This window comes from Buttiauxella agrestis (assembly GCF_900446255.1).
GTDB lineage: Bacteria > Pseudomonadota > Gammaproteobacteria > Enterobacterales > Enterobacteriaceae > Buttiauxella > Buttiauxella agrestis.
The window spans coordinates 4,746,611-4,764,624 of record NZ_UIGI01000001.1; the positions used below are offsets into that span (position 1 = coordinate 4,746,611).

General features: G+C 51.6%; 17 protein-coding genes and 4 tRNA genes. 7 read left to right on the forward strand and 14 right to left on the reverse strand.

Features of this window, described 5'->3' with window-relative positions; genetic code table 11:
• Positions 1-19: 19 nt before the first annotated feature.
• On the reverse strand, positions 20-889 hold the full coding sequence (gene pldA / locus DY231_RS22450; RefSeq protein WP_115631594.1) for a phospholipase A: 870 nt from the start codon (positions 887-889) through the stop codon (positions 20-22).
• A 172-nt stretch (positions 890-1,061) separates the two neighbouring features.
• On the opposite strand from pldA, the gene yigI reads away from it, so the two are divergent.
• A complete protein-coding gene (gene yigI, locus DY231_RS22455) occupies positions 1,062-1,532 on the forward strand; it encodes an acyl-CoA thioesterase YigI (protein ID WP_034492175.1) in 471 nt (156 codons plus the stop codon).
• 51 nt (positions 1,533-1,583) lie between these two features.
• Positions 1,584-2,498 carry an EamA family transporter RarD gene (gene rarD, locus DY231_RS22460; RefSeq protein WP_115631595.1) on the forward strand — a complete coding sequence of 305 codons (915 nt, stop codon included), beginning with the start codon at positions 1,584-1,586 and terminating at the stop codon, positions 2,496-2,498.
• A 36-nt stretch (positions 2,499-2,534) separates the two neighbouring features.
• Here the strand turns inward: rarD and corA are convergent, their stop codons facing one another.
• The 8 genes from corA to lptM all read right to left on the reverse strand — a co-directional run bounded on the left by corA (position 2,535) and on the right by lptM (position 9,462).
• Positions 2,535-3,485 (reverse strand): magnesium/cobalt transporter CorA, encoded by a 951-nt coding sequence (corA, locus tag DY231_RS22465; RefSeq protein ID WP_034492179.1) that lies wholly within the window; start codon positions 3,483-3,485, stop codon positions 2,535-2,537.
• 163 nt (positions 3,486-3,648) lie between these two features.
• The gene (ysgD, locus tag DY231_RS25640; protein WP_370451543.1) at positions 3,649-3,705 is read right to left on the reverse strand and encodes a YsgD/CorL family protein; all 57 of its coding nucleotides are present in this window, start codon (positions 3,703-3,705) and stop codon (positions 3,649-3,651) included.
• Positions 3,706-3,853: 148 nt separating this feature from the next.
• Positions 3,854-6,016, reverse strand: a complete 2,163-nt coding sequence (gene uvrD, locus DY231_RS22470; RefSeq protein ID WP_115631596.1) for a DNA helicase II — start codon at positions 6,014-6,016, stop codon at positions 3,854-3,856.
• 57 nt (positions 6,017-6,073) lie between these two features.
• On the reverse strand, positions 6,074-6,790 hold the full coding sequence (yigB, locus tag DY231_RS22475) for a 5-amino-6-(5-phospho-D-ribitylamino)uracil phosphatase YigB (RefSeq protein ID WP_115631597.1): 717 nt from the start codon (positions 6,788-6,790) through the stop codon (positions 6,074-6,076).
• Positions 6,790-7,695 carry a tyrosine recombinase XerC gene (gene xerC / locus DY231_RS22480; protein WP_115631598.1) on the reverse strand — a complete coding sequence of 302 codons (906 nt, stop codon included), beginning with the start codon at positions 7,693-7,695 and terminating at the stop codon, positions 6,790-6,792. The genes yigB and xerC overlap by 1 nt, the downstream gene beginning before the upstream one ends.
• Positions 7,692-8,396, reverse strand: coding sequence for a DUF484 domain-containing protein (locus DY231_RS22485; protein ID WP_115631599.1), 705 nt, complete (start codon positions 8,394-8,396; stop codon positions 7,692-7,694). The genes xerC and DY231_RS22485 overlap by 4 nt, the downstream gene beginning before the upstream one ends.
• On the reverse strand, positions 8,393-9,217 hold the full coding sequence (gene dapF, locus DY231_RS22490) for a diaminopimelate epimerase (protein WP_115631600.1): 825 nt from the start codon (positions 9,215-9,217) through the stop codon (positions 8,393-8,395). Before dapF ends, DY231_RS22485 begins: the two co-directional genes overlap by 4 nt.
• A 38-nt stretch (positions 9,218-9,255) precedes the next feature.
• Positions 9,256-9,462 carry an LPS translocon maturation chaperone LptM gene (gene lptM, locus DY231_RS22495; RefSeq protein ID WP_034492195.1) on the reverse strand — a complete coding sequence of 69 codons (207 nt, stop codon included), beginning with the start codon at positions 9,460-9,462 and terminating at the stop codon, positions 9,256-9,258.
• 128 nt (positions 9,463-9,590) lie between these two features.
• Between lptM and cyaY the strand changes: the two genes are divergently transcribed.
• Complete coding sequence (gene cyaY / locus DY231_RS22500) at positions 9,591-9,911, forward strand: iron donor protein CyaY (RefSeq protein ID WP_115631601.1); 321 nt, start codon at positions 9,591-9,593, stop codon at positions 9,909-9,911.
• Here the strand turns inward: cyaY and cyaA are convergent.
• Positions 9,908-12,463: a class I adenylate cyclase gene (gene cyaA / locus DY231_RS22505; RefSeq protein ID WP_115631602.1), complete on the reverse strand. Its 2,556-nt coding sequence runs from the start codon at positions 12,461-12,463 to the stop codon at positions 9,908-9,910. The genes cyaY and cyaA overlap by 4 nt on opposite strands.
• A 281-nt stretch (positions 12,464-12,744) precedes the next feature.
• Between cyaA and hemC the strand changes: the two genes are divergently transcribed.
• Genes hemC through hemY form a run of 4 tightly spaced genes read left to right on the forward strand, consistent with a single transcriptional unit; the run spans position 12,745 to position 16,835 of the window.
• The gene (gene hemC / locus DY231_RS22510; protein WP_115631603.1) at positions 12,745-13,686 is read left to right on the forward strand and encodes a hydroxymethylbilane synthase; all 942 of its coding nucleotides are present in this window, start codon (positions 12,745-12,747) and stop codon (positions 13,684-13,686) included.
• Positions 13,683-14,423 carry a uroporphyrinogen-III synthase gene (gene hemD, locus DY231_RS22515; RefSeq protein WP_115631604.1) on the forward strand — a complete coding sequence of 247 codons (741 nt, stop codon included), beginning with the start codon at positions 13,683-13,685 and terminating at the stop codon, positions 14,421-14,423. The genes hemC and hemD overlap by 4 nt, the downstream gene beginning before the upstream one ends.
• A 28-nt stretch (positions 14,424-14,451) precedes the next feature.
• Entirely contained in the window at positions 14,452-15,636 is a 1,185-nt protein-coding gene (hemX, locus tag DY231_RS22520; protein WP_115631605.1) for a uroporphyrinogen-III C-methyltransferase, read from the forward strand.
• Between the two features lie 2 nt (positions 15,637-15,638).
• Positions 15,639-16,835, forward strand: coding sequence for a protoheme IX biogenesis protein HemY (gene hemY, locus DY231_RS22525; RefSeq protein WP_115631606.1), 1,197 nt, complete (start codon positions 15,639-15,641; stop codon positions 16,833-16,835).
• A 628-nt stretch (positions 16,836-17,463) separates the two neighbouring features.
• On the opposite strand, the gene DY231_RS22530 is transcribed toward hemY, so the two are convergent.
• The 4 genes from DY231_RS22530 to DY231_RS22545 all read right to left on the reverse strand — a co-directional run bounded on the left by DY231_RS22530 (position 17,464) and on the right by DY231_RS22545 (position 17,905).
• Positions 17,464-17,540: transfer RNA gene (locus tag DY231_RS22530), tRNA-Pro, on the reverse strand.
• 36 nt (positions 17,541-17,576) lie between these two features.
• Positions 17,577-17,663, reverse strand: a tRNA-Leu gene (locus DY231_RS22535).
• 16 nt (positions 17,664-17,679) lie between these two features.
• Positions 17,680-17,755, reverse strand: a tRNA-His gene (locus DY231_RS22540).
• A 73-nt stretch (positions 17,756-17,828) separates the two neighbouring features.
• Positions 17,829-17,905, reverse strand: a tRNA-Arg gene (locus DY231_RS22545).
• Positions 17,906-18,014: the final 109 nt, after the last annotated feature.

Consider the following 18,014-nt stretch of genomic DNA (forward strand, 5'->3'; position numbering starts at 1 on the left):
CACAAAAACCGCCAATTTCTTAGAACAGATCGTTAAGCATAACGCCGACACCGAAGCGTGTCTGGTTAAAGTTGTAATCAATTAATGACTCGCCGTAGCCGCTATAAAGTTGGGTATAGAGGCGAACGTGTTTAGTCACCGGATAACTAAAGCCTAATTCCGCGCCGCCGTAGCCGGTATTCCAGTTGTACTGGCCTTTCATACTCAAAATGGCATCGCCAAACTGGTAGCCGACGCGCAACTGGTAATAGCCCATGTATTTCGTGATGTCCGGGTTATCGTCAGTGCTGCCGATGACATACCACGGCTTCGCTTCCACCATCCAGTTACCGTTTTCCGCCATCAGACGCGTGTAGAGGCGGTTCCAGCTACGGGAGGTTGGGTCGGAACGACCATTGGAGTCGTGATTATAGCCAAATTCAACATCACGCAATGTCCAACCCGCGAATGACTCGTCCGTTGCAAAGCCCAGGAAAACTTGCGGCTCATAGTTGGTTTCGCGGAAAGGTGCAGATTCACCGCTGTTCGACAACTGCCACCAGGATTTCTGAGTATAGGAAGCGCCCAGAACGGAATTTGGCCCGACAATGCCACGCCAGATAGGGAACGCGAGGCTCAGTTGGAATTTCACTTCGTCTTTTCTGGCATTATCAGACCAGTTGTAACTGCGGATCGCTTCTTTATTGAGATCGTCTGTCACCGTATAAATCAAATAGTTAGTTTCATACGGATAGAGCGTGAATGGATTATCGTGCTCCAGAAGCATATTGGCGATGATGCTACCGCGTACCGCGGGTTTGTCATGCACTTGTTTGATTGTTGCTTCCTGTGCGTAAGCAGTCAGAGGCAACAGGCTCGCAGCCACTAACCATCCCAGAAACTTGCGCATCGGCAATATTCTCCTGAATAAAAAAGGTTTCAAATTATTTTCTGAGACACATTCTACATAGGAATGAATGTGCACGCTCGGTCTACATTTCTTAAAGTGGCAATCAACGATTACGAAGCATAAAATAAACAACTAATTAACATTGAGACTTTGTTTTGATCGAGGATGATCCATGTCTACCCCATTTCTGACCCCTGAAGCTGCCCTCCAACTGGTTGGTGAGATTTTTGTTTATCACATGCCTTTTAACCGGGCGCTGGGTCTGGAACTGATACGTTACGAGAAAGACTACGCCGAGCTTTGCTTCAATAACCAGCCGATGATGGTAGGAAACTGGGCACAAAGTATTTTGCACGGCGGGGTGATTGCCTCTTCGCTGGACGTCGCGGCAGGCCTGGTTTGCGTGGGCAGCACGCTGACTCGCCACGACAGCATTAGCGAAGAAGAACTACGCCAGCGTCTGTCAAAAATGGGCACCATCGACCTGCGTGTCGATTACCTGCGACCAGGGCGTGGGCAACGTTTTACCGCCAGTAGCAGCCTGCTGCGTGCCGGGAATAAAGTCGCGGTTGCGCGTGTGGAATTACACAACGAAGACCAGCTGCATATCGCCAGTGCGACGGCGACCTACATGGTAGGGTGAGAAGATAAATCCTGTTACTATTTGCACACTATTTACCAACGAGTTCTTTTCATGGATGCGAAACAAACCCGCCAGGGCGTGTTACTTGCGCTGGCGGCGTACTTTATGTGGGGCATCGCGCCTGCATATTTCAAGTTAATCCACTATGTCCCGGCTGATGAAATCCTGACGCATCGCGTGATTTGGTCATTCTTCTTTATGGTGGTGCTGATTAGCCTGAGCCGCCAGTGGCCACAGGTGAAAAAATCCTGTCAGAACCGTAAGAAGGTTTTTGCCATGGCACTCTCGGCGGTGCTGATTGGTGGTAACTGGCTGCTGTTCATTTGGGCGGTGAATAACAATCACATGCTGGAAGCCAGCCTGGGGTATTTCATCAACCCGCTGGTTAACGTATTGCTGGGAATGATTTTCCTCGGCGAACGTTTCCGCGCAATGCAGTGGGTGGCGGTAGGTCTTGCCGCTTGTGGTGTTCTGGTTCAACTGTGGACATTCGGCTCGCTGCCAATCATTGCTCTGGGCCTGGCGTTTAGCTTCGCGTTTTACGGGCTGGTGCGTAAGAAAATTGCCGTGGATGCACAAACTGGCATGTTGGTGGAAACGCTATGGCTGTTGCCCATTGCCGCAATTTACTTATTTGGCATCGCTGACAGCTCGACCAGTCATATGGGGCAAAACTCGATGTCGCTGAACTTACTGCTGATTGCGGCGGGCGTGGTAACAACGATTCCATTGCTGTGTTTTACCGCAGCGGCCACCCGCCTGCGCCTCTCGACACTGGGTTTCTTCCAGTATATTGGCCCAACGCTGATGTTCCTGCTGGCAGTGACGTTCTACGGTGAAGTGGTGGGCAAAGATAAGTTGCTGACCTTTGGCTTTATCTGGGCCGCGCTGGCGCTGTTTATTCTTGATGCGGTTTATACGCAGCGAAACTCACGGATTGCGGCGCGCACGGTCGCGCAGAAGTAAAAAAGGGAGCCAATCGGCTCCCTTCTCATTTTCTTCTCACAACCAGTTTTTACGCTTGAAGTAGAGATACGGCGCGAGGCCTGCGAGGATCATGACGATAATCGCCGCCGGATAACCGAAGCTCAGTTTCAACTCGGGCATAAACTCAAAGTTCATCCCGTAGCTGGATGCCACAAGCGTCGGCGGCAGGAATACGACCGATACCACCGAGAAGATCTTGATGATGCGGTTCTGCTCGATATTGATAAAGCCCATCGCCGCCTGCATCAGGAAGTTCACCTTCTGGAACAGCGATTCGTTGTGTGGCAACAGGGATTCGATATCGCGCAGGATCTCACGCGCCTGCTCAAGCTGACCGCTCGGCAAACGTGCTTTACGCACCAGGAAGTTGAGCGCGCGTTGGGTATCCATCAGACACAAACGGACTTTCCAGCCGATATCTTCAAGCTCAGCCAGCGTTGAAAGTGCTGCGTCATATTCATCGCCCTGGTGCCCTTCCATGATTACACGGCTAAGTTTTTCGAGATCGCTATAAATGTTTTCGATTTCGTCTGCCAACTGTTCGATTTTGGTTTCGAACAAGTCGAGCAGTAATTCGTAAGCGTTGCCGTCAACCATATTCTGGCTACGAGCACGCATACGATAGAGGCGAAACGCAGGTAATTCGCGCTCACGCAGCGTAAACAGGCGGCCTTCACGAATGGTGAATGCCACGGTGCTGTTGCCCGCGTGATCGTCTGCATCTTCATAAAAGAAAAATGAGTGGATGTGCAAACCGTCTTCGTCTTCAAAAAAACGCGCGGATGCTTCGATGTCTTCCAGTTCCGGGCGGGTTGCCAGGCTTTGTCCAAGTTCCGTTTGCACGCGCTGACGCTCGCTCTCTTCAGGCTCGACCAAATCAACCCAAACAGAATTGCTCAGGTTATCGGCCTCATCAAGCTCGAGACGGGACAGACGATTGTTTTCCAGTTGAAATGCGCTCAGCATGACCGGTACTCCCAATGCAAAAAATATCAGGGACAGTTCGGTTGGCACACAGACAGAAACAATATAAGTTTCAGACCATTAAAAAGTCTGACTCATTGCGACGGGATATACGAGATATGGGGTCGCCGACAACCACTAAGGCTATCAGCATTCGAGGATAGCCTTAGAAGTTGTACCTGGATGACAGGTAATTGAGCCAGTATTTACTGGGTGTGTCCAAGGCGAGTGTCCTCTTAGCGTAATCGTGCGCGCATGTTACGCCACCACAAATATGGCGTCAACACGCAACGGGACACCGCTTGCGAATAAATACCCTCGGTGTTTAAAGGGTAGCAAAAGCGTAAAAAACTATGAGTTATTCCGCTGACTTACACGGTTTCAAGACGTGCATAAGCGGCAACTAACCACTTAATTCCTTGTCCTGGGAATGCCACCTGAACCCGGCTATGTTCGCCGCTCCCTTCCAGGTTAACGATGGTGCCTTCACCAAATTTTGCATGACGGACACGCTGCCCAAGTTTGTAGCCAGTGTCGTTTTCGGAAATTGGCGTTCCCATGCGTTGATGGCTTACCGGGCGGCTAATGCTGGCGCGCAGGCGAACTTCTTCCACGCAGTTTTCAGGCAACTCGCCAATGAAACGAGAAGGACGGTGGTACACCTCTTTGCCGTACAGACGGCGGGTTTCGGCATAGGTAATCGTGAGTTTTTGCATCGCTCGCGTCACGCCGACGTAAGCCAGGCGGCGTTCTTCTTCCAGACGCCCGCCTTCATCCAGCGACATCTGGCTTGGGAACATGCCCTCTTCCATACCGACGATGAATACTTGCGGGAACTCCAGCCCTTTCGCCGAGTGCAGCGTCATCAGTTGAACTGCGTCTTGCCAGGTATCGGCTTGCCCTTCCCCGGCTTCAAGTGCCGCGTGAGACAAGAACGCTTGCAGCGGCATCAGGTCTTCGTCTTCATCCTGATAGCTGAACTGGCGTGTTGCCGTGACCAGTTCTTCTAAGTTTTCGATACGCGTCTGGCCTTTCTCGCCCTTTTCCTGCTCATACATAATCATTAAGCCCGAGTCTTTAATAACCCGGTCGGTTTGTACGTGCAGCGGCATATCGATAGTTTCATGAGCCAGCGCGTCGATAAGTTCCATAAAGCGTTGCAGCGCAGAAGCCGCACGGCCCGCCAGCGCTTTTTCTTGCAGCAGCAAACGGCAGGCCTGCCACAATGTGAGTTGTTTATCGCGGGAGGTCTGGCGCACCACGTCTAATGTGCGATCGCCTATGCCGCGCGTTGGGGTGTTAACCACGCGTTCAAACGCCGCATCGTCATTACGGTTAGCAATCAGGCGCAGATACGAGAGCGCATCTTTGATTTCCTGACGTTCGAAGAAGCGCATCCCGCCGTAAATGCGGTATGGCATGCTGACCTGCAACAATGCTTCTTCGAGCACGCGCGATTGGGCGTTGCTGCGGTACAAAATCGCGCAGTGTTCAAGCGCTCCGCCATTTTCCTGCCACGTTTTGATGCGGTTAACCACAAAACGCGCTTCATCTAATTCGTTGAATGCGCAATAAAGTGAGATCGGCTCGCCGTCGCTGCCATCCGTCCACAATTCTTTGCCTAAACGACCTGAGTTATTGGCAATCAGGGCGTTGGCGGCATTCAGAATGTTGTTGGTGGAACGGTAGTTTTGCTCAAGGCGAATCGTTTGTGCGCCGGGGAAATCGGTCAGGAAGCGTTGGATGTTCTCCACTTGCGCCCCGCGCCACCCGTAGATTGACTGATCATCGTCACCCACGATCATCACTTTGCCAGTATCACCCGCCAGCATGCGAATCCACGCGTACTGAATGCTGTTGGTATCCTGGAATTCGTCCACCAGAATGTTGGTAAAGCGTTCGCGGTAGTGGTTAAGAATATGGGGTTTGTTCAGCCACAACTCATGAGCACGCAGCAATAGTTCGGCAAAATCCAACAGGCCTGCGCGGTCACAGGCTTCCTGATAGGCCTGATAAACTTTCTGCCAGGTTTGCTCGACTGGGTTGCCATAGCTTTCAATGTGATGCGGACGCAAACCTTCGTCTTTTTTGCCGTTAATAAACCACATTGCCTGGCGTGCCGGCCACTGTTTATCATCGAGATTCATGGCTTTAATCAGGCGTTTTAACAAGCGCAGCTGATCTTCGCTGTCCAGTATTTGAAAATCCTGCGGCAGGTTAGCGTCCATGTGATGCGCACGCAGCAAGCGATGTGCAAGGCCGTGGAAGGTGCCCACCCACATACCGCCCTGGCTGGTTCCCATCAACTGGCCGATACGGTGGCGCATTTCCGCCGCCGCTTTGTTGGTAAACGTCACCGCCATAATGGAATACGGCGAGCAGTTTTCCACGCTAATCAACCACGCAATGCGGTGCACTAATACGCGCGTCTTACCACTACCCGCCCCTGCCAGCACCAGCATGTTGCTACGCGTGGCTGCGACGGCTTCGCGCTGTTTGTCATTGAGGCTGTCGAGCAGGTAAGAAACGTCCATTGGCACCGCCGTTGAGGAGATAAAAATATACTGTGGTTTTATACAGAATTAATCAGATTATATCAGCGCGGTGAGGGATGCCAACTGCGAAATTTCCAGATGTGGCAATAAACGGCTGTCATTAATCTGCATCAGGTCGCCATCGCGCAGGTTTATCCAGCATGCCTGCATCCCACAGCGGACGGCTCCGGCAACGTCTGTCGTCAGGTCATCACCCACATGCAAAATGTGGCCGAGCGGTACATCGAGCTTTTCAGCCGCCAGGTGATACATGTCGTTGAATGGCTTAGAGCGTCCGTCAGGTCCGGCACGCAGTACAAACTTGAAGTACTTATCGAGGCCGAAAAGGTGCGGCTCGGCGTTACCGTTGGTAATCGCCACCAGCGGCCATTTCTCACCCAGTTTTGCTAATGTGTCGTGCGTTTCTTGCGGCACGTCGATTTGGCTGCGCCAGTGGGCGAAATTCGCCATACAAGCCAGTGCGCCAGCGGCTGCTTCATCTGCTGACAAACCCGCGTCCAGCATCGCTTGTTCAACGGCACGGCGACGCCATTCGGTCACATCGTGGTAAATATCCGGTTCTGCGAGGCGCAGCGCATGCCGAATATGCAGAAAATCTTGACGTTGCAGGTGGTTAAGCTTCGGATGGTAATTCTGCACGAAGCTCATTGATTCACGTTCGGTACGCGTAATCACTTCGCGGTTGTCGTACAGGGTGTCGTCGAGATCGAAAGTGAGCGCGGCAATAGGCCCAAGTGGACGGTAAAAGTGCATTACGATTTCCCTCGTTTAGCGCGTGGATGCGCTGCATCATACACTGAGGCTAAGTGTTGGAAGTCGAGATGGGTATAGATTTGCGTAGTAGAAAGGTTGGCGTGGCCTAATAATTCCTGCACGCCGCGCAGATCCCCGCTCGATTCCAGCATATGCGTGGCAAATGAATGGCGCAGTTTATGTGGATGCACATGGCTGTTTAGCCCCTGTTTTATTCCCCACTCGCTAAAGCGTTTTTGAACGTTACGTGCCGAGATACGTTTCCCCTGCTTTGAGAGAAATAACGCATCGTCATCCGGACCAAAAAGCTCACGCAGATCCAGCCAGTGCTCAATCCAGGTCACAGCAGATTTCCCCACCGGCACCCGACGCTCTTTGCTGCCTTTCCCCATCACCCACACTTCACCCGTCGCCAGATCGATGTGGCGGCAGTCCATATTCACCAGTTCGGAAAGACGCAAACCTGCGCCGTACATCACTTCAAGCATCGCACGGTCGCGTACCGCGAGCGGATCGTTAATGTCGATATCCAGCAGGCGGCTCACGTCATCGACGTCGATATTTTTTGGCAGGTGGCGACCTGCTTTCGGCGTGGAAATCCCTTTTGCGGGATTGGCTTTGAGTTGGCCCTGGCTAACACACCAGTCGAAGAAACTTCGTAATGCAGAAAGACGTAACGCCAGGCTTGATGCCCCTAGCCCCGCCTTGCGGCTGCGAACCGTGATTGAACGAACCGCTGCGGCGTCGCACTGTTGCCAGGTACTCAGTTTCATCTCGCTTGCCAGGCCGATTATCGCGGTGAGCTGGCGGCCATAATTGAGTAGAGTCAGCGGGCTTAACTGGCGCTCCACTTTCAGGTAGCGCAGAAAGCCGTCAACAGCGATTTGCAGCGGGGAGTCGGTCATACCCGCTCAACCCAACGCTCCAGCAAATCTGGCAACATCAGCGCCAGTTCATGCAGTAATTGTGTGCCTTGCCCTTCCTGGTAATGCTGAGGATCACGACTACTGAATACCAGTACGCCTAAATCCGCATCGCTACCCATCAGAGAAAGCGCCACCGAGCCAATCGCTTTCGCCTGAGGCAAAACGACCAGTAACTCAGGGCCATTTAATGATCCAAGATAATGCTGCCTGTCGCCCAGGCGTTGAATACGCAGCGGCTCAAAAGCCTGGCGATTCAATGCCAGATGGGTGAAATCAGAAGGAGCACCAATCCGCCAACGGTCTGCAAAAAGACGCACATTCGCGCCCGCCAGACCCATTTCACGCGCCCAACGATGCAAGCGATTCAGCATGTCCTGCAAGCTGGTGGCAGAAGCCAGACGGCCTTGCAACTTCAGTAAGCGGTAGAACAAACCTTCGTTGGTACTCGCCTGCTCCATCAGCAAGGTCATGTTTTCTTCAAGAAAATTGATGTGGTTACGGCTACGCGCCATATGCCATTCAACCAACGAAACGCTGCCACGCACCGGGTGCGGGACTTGCATCTGTTCTACATGCTGGGCGTTACGAATAAAGAAATCGGGATGACGTAACAGATATTCCGCCACCATGCGGTCATCCAGTTCCAGTACGGCTTCTTGCTGTTCCTCGGCGTTCTTCATAGATGTATAAATCCATCATAGACGTGGGCCGCCGGGCCGGTCATAAACAACGGGGTTCCCGGCCCTTTCCAGGCGATATCAAGACGGCCACCAGGCAGCTCCACGCGAACCTGTTCCGCAAGTATTCCTTGCAAAATGCCTACGGCGACTGCGCCGCAAGCGCCACTGCCACAAGCTTGTGTTTCTCCGGCACCGCGTTCATAAACACGCAGGCGGATATGTTCTTTGGTCACGACTTGCATAAAACCGATGTTCGCGCGCTCAGGGAAGCGTTCGTGGTTTTCCATCACCGGCCCCAGTGTTTCCACGGCGGCGGTCGTCACTTCGTCAACCTGAATAACGCAGTGCGGATTACCCATCGACACGACGCCGCACATAATGGTCTGTTCGGCGGCACGCATAATATAGGTCTTTTCCGCTTTGTTGGCGCGGAACGGCACGGCGGACGGTTCGAAATTCGGCTCGCCCATATTTACGCGCACCAGTTCATCTTCCGTCACGCTGAGAACCATGCGGCCATTAGCTGTACTGACACGAATATCGCGTTTGTTCGTCAGCCCTTTCAGGCGCACAAAACGAGCAAAACAACGTGCGCCATTGCCACATTGTGAGACTTCGCTGCCGTCGGCATTGAAAATACGGTAATGGAAATCGAGGTCAGGATCGTACGGCGGTTCAACCACCAGCAACTGATCGAAACCCACACCTAAATGCCGGTCGGCCAGGCGACGAATCAACTCAGGGGAGAAATAGACATTTTGAGTCACCGCGTCGACGACCATAAAGTCATTGCCAAGGCCATGCATCTTTGAGAACTGCATCTTCTGCTCCATATACGCGGCTACTTTTTAAATGTTTTCTAGTAGATAACCTGAGTCGGTGCGTTATCAGTCCCACGGTCGTTACGTTCCGGCGCGGTAGATTGTGTTTGTTTATCCGGTGTTACCTGGCTCGTAGGCTTGGTTTTGCCATCAGCGGGCGGAAAATACAGAGGCCCTTTAAGACCGCAGCCAGAAAGACTGGAAAGTGCCAGCAAGAGCGCCAGTGGGCAGAAAATTTTCTTCATTATTGAGATGCCTGTAATCCAATATTCTGTCTTCTATCATCGCAGGTGATCCCTGAAAAGCAATACTCTTTTCTATTGGCGGGCGTTGCTTTTATACTGCCCTAAAGACGAACAACTGAGAAAAACATATGAACGACAGTGAATTTCATCGCCTGGCTGACGGCCTGTGGTCAACAATCGAAGAACGCCTGGATGACTGGGATGGTGACAGTGATATCGACTGCGAAATTAATGGTGGCGTGCTGACGCTAAGTTTTGAAAATCGCAGCAAGATTATTATCAACCGCCAGGAGCCTTTGCATCAGGTGTGGCTTGCCACCAAAAGTGGGGGTTACCATTTTAATCTGAAAGACGATAAGTGGATTTGCGACCGCAGCGGCGCTGAGTTTTGGCAGTTGCTGGAAGAAGCCTGCACACAGCAAGCTGGAGAACCAGTTAGCTTTAGCTAGCTATTGCTGTACTGCTGAAGCAGCGGGGTTGAGCTATCGTCATGATTAGCCGACGTCGCTGCTGTAATAGCCTGGGTGCGGAATGGAATCACCTGCGAGCGCCCATCTACTTTCACAATCTGATAAAACTGTGGCAAGTTGAAGTTGATAAAGCTTGAGCCATAGGTAAAGCGGTCGTGTGAAGACGAGTAGAAGCGGCTGACGTCGCGCACTAAATCTTCTTTGCTTCCTTCACAGTGGTGATAAACCTCTGCCCGGTTAGTCTCATCCAGAATATAGATATTAAATCCCTGGTCCTCATTCGATTCTTCAAAGAAGAACTGAATGATCCCTTCACTGGCAAAACCATCTACCACCGGCGGCAACTGAACCTGCTGGTTAGTTTCAACCTGCACCGACAAGCCATGCAGTTTGTTATGGGAAATCGCGCCGTAGAACTCGACCGCATTCTCCAGTTTTTGCACTGAAACGCTCAGGCGTTCAAAGAACAGTCCCCACGTTTGGCCAGAAATACGCAGCGCTTTAAAGCGACCCGGCTCCTGACGTGTGCTCGATAAACGGAAATCGATACATTCAGAAACCAGTTGCTGAACGCGCGTGCGGATAAGTCCGCGCAGATGCTGGCTATAGCAGAACACTTCAACGCTATCCGGTGGCGCGGCATCCTGGTGCATTTTGCCCAGAATAGTTTTCAGCGCCTCAATCATTGATTGTTCACCGTTGAAATGCAGGGTACGCACTTCATTCCACGAGTTGCGGTAAAGCAGGTCAACGCTTCCCACCAGGCACTGTTGCTGCTGCCCGAAACTGAACACATCCAGTTTACGGAAATCGAAATGAACCACCTGATTGCGGAACGCCGCCGTCGGGTCGTATTCGAGGTTAATGATAATAGAAAGATGACGAATTTCGCACGGGCTATACAACGCTTTGGCGGTTGGCGCAGGCAAACGCAGCGGGAAGTGGTGCGAAACGTCAGCCACCATTTCCTGCAATTTTGGCAAATCACAAATGCCGTTGCCCTTAATAAACAGGCGGGTGCGCGAGGTCAGCAGGCCGTTGAAGTAGGCCCATGCCACCAGCTTATTAAGATAACGGTTATATTCCAGCGGTTGATGGCTGATGATGGAATCCATGTTTGGCGCGCGGTTGTAGAGATACCAACCTGAACGGTTAGCACGACCCGGCGGAACATGAATAAAGGTCAGGTTCGGTTCTGACAAATCAGGGGAAATCTGCGGGTTAACCAGCGTGACTTTCCCCGGTAGCGCTTCAAACGCAGCGTACAGTTTACGGGTCAACACACCGATATCCTGCGGGCTGGCACTCACGCTGAGGTTGTTACGGCGAGCGAAGCGAATCAGGTTGCGATAGCTTTGCATCATCGCATCCAGAAGTTCGTTGTGCGCATCGCGGACCTGGTCGATTTTCCAGTTAGCGCGGTTATCGAGCATCGCCAGGCGTGGTTCATCCCAGCCCCAGTCTTTGACCAGTTGGCTTAAGACTTCACGACGCCAGCCTACACAGGCACGCTCGCGGGACAATTTTTCGCACACTTTCAGATAGAAACAACGACGCACTAAATCCAGGCGCGCAGTGTCTTCGATTTGCGTGAGGTAATGGGTCACACGCTCCAGCATCATGCAGTACGGATCAAGCCCAAAAGAGACTATCTCGCCATCATGCAAGCGCTGCTTAATGTCTTTTGCCAGTAAACGAGTATTCGGGTATTCCCAGGAATAGGCTTCCAGCAGCAGCGTTTTGAGCACCGCTTTATAAGGTGAATCGATACTTTTATAGAGCTGCCACAAACTGGCACCAAAGTACTCTTCCGCCGACAGCGTGCTTAAACCACCAAGATCCAACCATTCGTTTGGCGTGAGCACGCCCTGCGAGTAGAGGCTCATTACGTAATCGTCGTAATGATCTTCTTCGTCGCCAGGCACCATACTCCACAGAATACGTTTACCCGCCAGGCGCACTGCGGTGCGGTAGAATTCATCGAGCAACAAGATGTGTTGGGTTGACCCACAATCTTCGCCGCCCAGACTGCCACTTTCGTTGTGGCGGAAGCGGTTTTCATCAATCAGGAAGAAGCTGACCTCAACGCCTAGCGAAGCGGCCCAGCTTTCCAGCACGCTACATTTACGTTGCAGCAACTGACGCTCGTCGTTATCGAGCCATGACTGGTGACAAACCCAAATATCCAGATCGGATGAACAGCTCTGCCCAACGGACGAGGTGCTGCCCATTGAATAAAGGCCAGTGATAGGCAATTCACCCGATTCTGTTGTCTGCGGCGGCATGCCGCGCATCAATTCGAGTTCGTTGAGGTAGTGACGTTGGGTTTCATCAGGCGTGTAGATGCATATGCCATGTGGAACGTTACCCTCAAGGTAACCTGGCATCAGCGGGTGATGATAATGTAACAATGTTGGCAGAAGACTGTAGACCTGTTGGAAAGCAGGCCCCATGGCAGCAAGTGCGCGATCTACACGCAGTTGGTTAATGGCATCCAGTCTCTGTTTAAGAGTCTCAATATAGAGGTACAAGACATATCGCCTGATGGTTTCAGTATTACGAAAAAACCCGTTTCCCGGTTGTTGCCTCTATTATAAACGACAAGGCAAAGAATTGCTGGAAACGTGATCAATTTAACACCTTGCTGGTTGACCGTAAAGAAAGATGCGCTACTCGCCAAGTTCCTTACCGTCTACCCGCTTTATCTTCCATAATACGAAATATGTCCCTCTTTTCCGCAAACCCGTTGAAACTGACAGCCTTCCTTGAAGAGTGGTAGGATGGTCAGGGACGATAATTACGGTAACAAGCAATGTTAGACAATGTATTAAGAATTGCCACTCGCCAAAGCCCATTAGCACTTTGGCAAGCACAATATGTCAAACAACGCCTCGAAGCGTGCCATCCCCAGCTCACGGTTGAACTGGTACCTATGGTTACGCGTGGCGACATCATTCTTGATACACCGCTGGCAAAAGTCGGCGGCAAGGGATTGTTTGTCAAAGAGTTGGAACTCGCACTGCTTGAAGGCAGGGCAGATATCGCCGTGCATTCAATGAAAGATGTGCCGGTCGAATTTCCTGAAGGCTTAGGTTTAGTGACCATTTGCGAACGCGACGATCCTCGCGACGCCTTTGTCTCGAATAATTTCGCCAGTCTGGATGATTTACCCGCAGGCAGCGTCGTGGGTACTTCAAGCCTACGCCGCCAGTGTCAGATTGCCGAACGTCGCCCGGATCTGGTGATTCGTTCTTTGCGCGGCAACGTTGGCACCCGTCTGGGTAAACTCGACAACGGTGATTATGACGCGATTATTCTGGCGGTCGCCGGGCTTAATCGACTGGGTCTGAAATCACGTATCCGTTACGCATTGCCTGCGGAAGTATCTCTGCCTGCTGTTGGCCAGGGCGCGGTGGGTATTGAATGCCGTCTTGATGATGAACGCACTAAAGAACTGCTCGAATCGCTCAATCATGAAGAAACGGCCATTCGCGTGCGTGCTGAACGCGCCATGAATATGCGCCTTGAAGGTGGATGCCAGGTGCCGATTGGCAGTTATGCAGAATTGAGAGACGGTGAGCTATGGCTGCGGGCATTAGTGGGCGCACCTGACGGCTCTGTTCTGGTTCGCGGTGAACGTCGCGGCAAACCAGAAGACGCCGAAGTCATGGGCGTTTCGCTGGCGGAAGAGCTTCTCGATAAAGGCGCGCGCGAAATTCTTGCTGCCGTTTATGACGGAGATGCTCCGGCATGACGATACTGGTCACCCGCCCTTCCCCCGCAGGGGATGAATTAGTGAGCAGACTGCGCGCACTGGGGCAGGTGGCGTATAGCTTTCCTCTCATCGAGTTTTCCCCAGGACGGCAGTTGGATAAATTGCCGTCCATGCTGGCGAGCCTTTCCGAAGGTGACCTGGTATTTCTGTTATCGCAGCACGTCATACATTTTGCTCATCCGCAATTAAAGCAGAACGCTATGTCATGGCCTGCAAGTCTTGCCTGGTTTGCTATTGGACGTACAACTGCGTTAGCTTTTCACACTGTGAGCCATTTGCCGGTTCGTTATCCGCAAGACAGAGAAACGACGGAAGTGTTGCTACAATTACCTGAATTACAAAATGTTGCCGGGAAACGGGCGCTCATTTTGCGTGGGAATGGTGGTCGTGAACTGTTGGGCGAAACGCTGGCAGAACGCGGTGCAGAAGTCACCTTCTGCGAATGCTACCAAAGAAATGCCAGGATTTATGATGGAACGGAAGAAGCCTTTCGCTGGCGCGAACGTGGGGTTTCAACGCTGGTCGTAACGAGCGGTGAAATGCTACAACAACTTTATGCGCTCATTCCCGAATGGTATCGAACAAATTGGTTACTCCGCTGCCGGCTTATCGTCGTCAGTGAGCGTCTGGCAGGCCTTGCCCAGGAACTGGGTTGGCAAGATATTCGGGTCGCCGATAACGCTGACAATGATGCGCTGCTTCGCGCATTACAATAAACCTAAAATATTATAATGGGACGCCACAATGACGGAACAACATAATACCTCCGCCATGGTTGAAGAAACCAAACCGGCGGTGGAAAGCACGCCACTTCCAGAACAACCACCGCAAAAAAATCGTAGTGGAATTGCGGGCATTGCGCTGGGTGCTATCGCCATTGCTATTGCACTTGCGTTAGGTGGCGGTCTTTACAGTTATGGTAAGCATCAGGCAGCGGCGCAAAATGCCAACACTGATGCCCTGGCAACGCAACTGACCGCGCTACAAAAGCAGCAAGAGCAGCAAGAGCAGCAGCAATCAGCTCTGGAAGCCACCATCAAGCAGCAGGCCACTGCACTTGAAGAGTCGAATCGCCAACAGGCAAATCTGGCGCGTGAACTGAATGAAGTACAGCAAAAAGTCGCTACTATTTCTGGCAGCGATGCGAAAACATGGTTACTGGCACAATCCGACTTTCTGGTGAAATTGGCAGGGCGCAAACTGTGGAGCGATCAGGACGTCACGACCGCCGCCGCATTATTGAAAAGCGCCGATGCCAGCCTGGCAGATATGAATGACCCAAGCCTGCTTCCCGTTCGCCGTGCGCTAACAGACGACATTTCAACGCTGTCTGCGATTACTCAGGTTGATTACGACGGGATAATTCTCAAGCTCAATCAGCTTTCTAATCAAGTTGATAACCTGCGTCTGGCGGATAACGATACCGACGATACGCCGATGGATTCCGACGGCAGTGAACTTTCCTCTACCGTCACTGAATGGCGTCAAAATCTCACCAAAAGCTGGCACAACTTTATGGATAGCTTCATTACTATCCGCCGCCGTGACGAAACGGCCGTTCCGCTTTTGGCTCCGAACCAGGATGTTTATCTACGTGAGAACATCCGTTCGCGCTTGCTGGTTGCAGCGCAAGCAGTGCCACGTCATCAGGAAGAAACCTACAAGCAATCGCTGGAAAATGTTTCGACCTGGGTGCGTGCTTATTACGACACCAGCGACAGTGTGACAAAATCCTTCCTTGATGATCTGGACTCTCTCAGCCAGCAAACCATCAATATGGATGTCCCGCAAACTCTGGAAAGCCAGCCGCTACTGGAAAAGCTGATGCAGACTCGGGTGCGTAATTTGCTCGCTCAACCCGCTGCAAATGGCAGCGCTCCAGCAGAACCCGCGCCTGAACAGGCTCCTGCACCCGCTCAAGGAGAATAAGCATGATTAAAGTCTTATTACTCTTTCTGCTGTTGATCGCCGGGATCGTTCTTGGGCCAATGTTAGCCGGGCACCAGGGTTACGTTCTGATTCAGACTGACAACTACAACGTCGAAACTAGCGTCACGGGTCTGGTGATCATTCTTATCCTGACCATGGTAGTGCTCTTCGCCATTGAATGGGTGCTGCGCCGTGTATTCCGCACCGGTGCTCGTACTCGTGGTTGGTTTGTTGGGCGCAAGAGCAGTCGCGCACGTAAGCAAACAAAAGCTGCATTGCTGAAACTGGCTGAAGGTGATCACCAGCAAGTTGAAAAACTGATGCTGAAAAATGCCGATCATGCCGAGCAACCTGTGGTGAACTACCTTATGGCGGCCGAAGCTGCACAGCAACGCGGGGATGAAATTCGTGCTAACCAGCATCTTGAACGTGCTGCCGAACTGGCGGATAACGATCAATTACCGGTCGAGATTACCCGTGTACGTTTGCAGTTAGCCCGCAATGAAAATCATGCCGCGCGTCATGGTGTCGATAAGCTGCTGGAGATTTCTCCGCGCCATCCTGAAGTTCTGCGTCTGGCAGAAATGGCATATGTCCGCACCGGTGCGTGGGGTTCGTTACTCGATATTTTGCCAGCAATGGACAAAGTACAGATTGGTGACGAAACTCATCGCCTCGCATTGCAACAGCAAGCCTGGATTGGCTTGATGGATCAGGCAATGGCAGAGCAAGGCAACGATGGTCTGAAAACCTGGTGGAAAAATCAAAGCCGTAAGACTCGTCACGAAACCGTGCTGCAAGTCGCGATGGCAGAGCATCTTATTGAATGTGACGATCATGACGCCGCGCAGGAAATCATTCTTGATGGCCTGAAACGTCATTATGACGAACGTTTGATATTACTGATGCCGCGCCTGAAATCTGGCAATCCGGAGCAGCTTGAAAAAGCTCTGCGCCAGCAGATCAAAACGCAGGGCGATCGCCCACTGCTATACAGCACGCTCGGCCAGTTGCTGATGAAACACGGTGAATGGCAGCAGGCATCCGAGGCTTTCCGTGAGGCAATTAAACAGCGCCCAGACGCTTTTGATTACGCATGGCTGGCTGATTGCCTGGATAAACTGCATAACCCGGAAGAAGCGGCTCTGATGCGCCGTGACGGCCTGCTACTCACCCTGCAAAACAACACGGGTTCGTAACACCCAAGGGCGATCTCTTCGCCCTTTTCCTTTCTCAAATTCCTTTTCCGTATGCAAAAAAAAACACCTGCCAATTGGCAGGTGTTAAAACAGGTCTGTATGACAACTAAGTGGTGCTTCACTCAACGTTGTGTCCATGGTGTTGGATGAGGTCTGAAAGACGACATCTGTCGGTGGACGATAAGCACCGTAATCGGCTCTGCGTCATTCCTGGGTTTATGAAGCCTAAGCAAACATAAGAAGTGGAATGAGCATCTACACATATATTATTGCATGATGCATGCCAGGTTTGTATTCGAAATTAATATGACAATGTAATTTCTTTTTGATCAGTATGTTATGCGATTCATTGTTGCCGCGGCGCTGACTGTTTAAGGACCCAGGATGGATAGCACGAGTGTCTCCATTTAGAGACATATAAACAGACAATTAAAACTAATCATTTATATCAATGAGTTATGAGTCACCAAACGACGACAATAAAAGCAGGAATGTCGCGAATAAGAGACTGGGATTGAAATGGACTGTTTTCGTAAGGGTGTCGGATGACGCTGCGCTTATCCGACCTACGAAACGGTAAACTACAGACGTAAAAAAACCCAATCTTTCGATTGGGTTTTCTTGAATTTGGTCGGCGAGAGAGGATTCGAACCTCCGACCCACTGGTCCCAAACCAGTTGCGCTACCAAGCTGCGCTACTCGCCGAAATACTGCTTCACTTCTTATTGCTTAACTTAGAGATGGTGCGAAGAGAGGGACTTGAACCCTCACGTCCGTAAGAACACTAACACCTGAAGCTAGCGCGTCTACCAATTCCGCCACCTTCGCAATATCACTAAATTAATGGGGTGGCTAATGGGACTCGAACCCACGACAACTGGAATCACAATCCAGGGCTCTACCAACTGAGCTATAGCCACCACTGTAAATCTTTTCGCGCGGTCTACCTTCTTAAGAAGGGATTCCGCCGCAGCTCCAGCGCCATTCAATCAATGGTGCGCCCGACAGGATTCGAACCTGAGACCTCTGCCTCCGGAGGGCAGCGCTCTATCCAGCTGAGCTACGGGCGCATAGCGCCGTTGCGGGGTCGGATATTACGGCCTTCATGCCCACCTGTCTAGTGCTTATTTCAATAAAATGCGCATTTGGTTACGCTTTGCACATTCTGATGATTATACA

Coding starts and splice junctions, on each gene's coding strand:
- pldA (WP_115631594.1), bottom strand. CDS start 889: ATGCGCAAGTTTCTGGGATGGTTAGTGGCTGCGAGCCTGTTGCCTCTG.
- yigI (WP_034492175.1), top strand. CDS start 1,062: ATGTCTACCCCATTTCTGACCCCTGAAGCTGCCCTCCAACTGGTTGGT.
- rarD (WP_115631595.1), top strand. CDS start 1,584: ATGGATGCGAAACAAACCCGCCAGGGCGTGTTACTTGCGCTGGCGGCG.
- corA (WP_034492179.1), bottom strand. CDS start 3,485: ATGCTGAGCGCATTTCAACTGGAAAACAATCGTCTGTCCCGTCTCGAG.
- uvrD (WP_115631596.1), bottom strand. CDS start 6,016: ATGGACGTTTCTTACCTGCTCGACAGCCTCAATGACAAACAGCGCGAA.
- yigB (WP_115631597.1), bottom strand. CDS start 6,790: ATGCACTTTTACCGTCCACTTGGGCCTATTGCCGCGCTCACTTTCGAT.
- xerC (WP_115631598.1), bottom strand. CDS start 7,695: ATGACCGACTCCCCGCTGCAAATCGCTGTTGACGGCTTTCTGCGCTAC.
- DY231_RS22485 (WP_115631599.1), bottom strand. CDS start 8,396: ATGAAGAACGCCGAGGAACAGCAAGAAGCCGTACTGGAACTGGATGAC.
- dapF (WP_115631600.1), bottom strand. CDS start 9,217: ATGCAGTTCTCAAAGATGCATGGCCTTGGCAATGACTTTATGGTCGTC.
- lptM (WP_034492195.1), bottom strand. CDS start 9,462: ATGAAGAAAATTTTCTGCCCACTGGCGCTCTTGCTGGCACTTTCCAGT.
- cyaY (WP_115631601.1), top strand. CDS start 9,591: ATGAACGACAGTGAATTTCATCGCCTGGCTGACGGCCTGTGGTCAACA.
- hemC (WP_115631603.1), top strand. CDS start 12,745: ATGTTAGACAATGTATTAAGAATTGCCACTCGCCAAAGCCCATTAGCA.
- hemD (WP_115631604.1), top strand. CDS start 13,683: ATGACGATACTGGTCACCCGCCCTTCCCCCGCAGGGGATGAATTAGTG.
- hemX (WP_115631605.1), top strand. CDS start 14,452: ATGACGGAACAACATAATACCTCCGCCATGGTTGAAGAAACCAAACCG.
- hemY (WP_115631606.1), top strand. CDS start 15,639: ATGATTAAAGTCTTATTACTCTTTCTGCTGTTGATCGCCGGGATCGTT.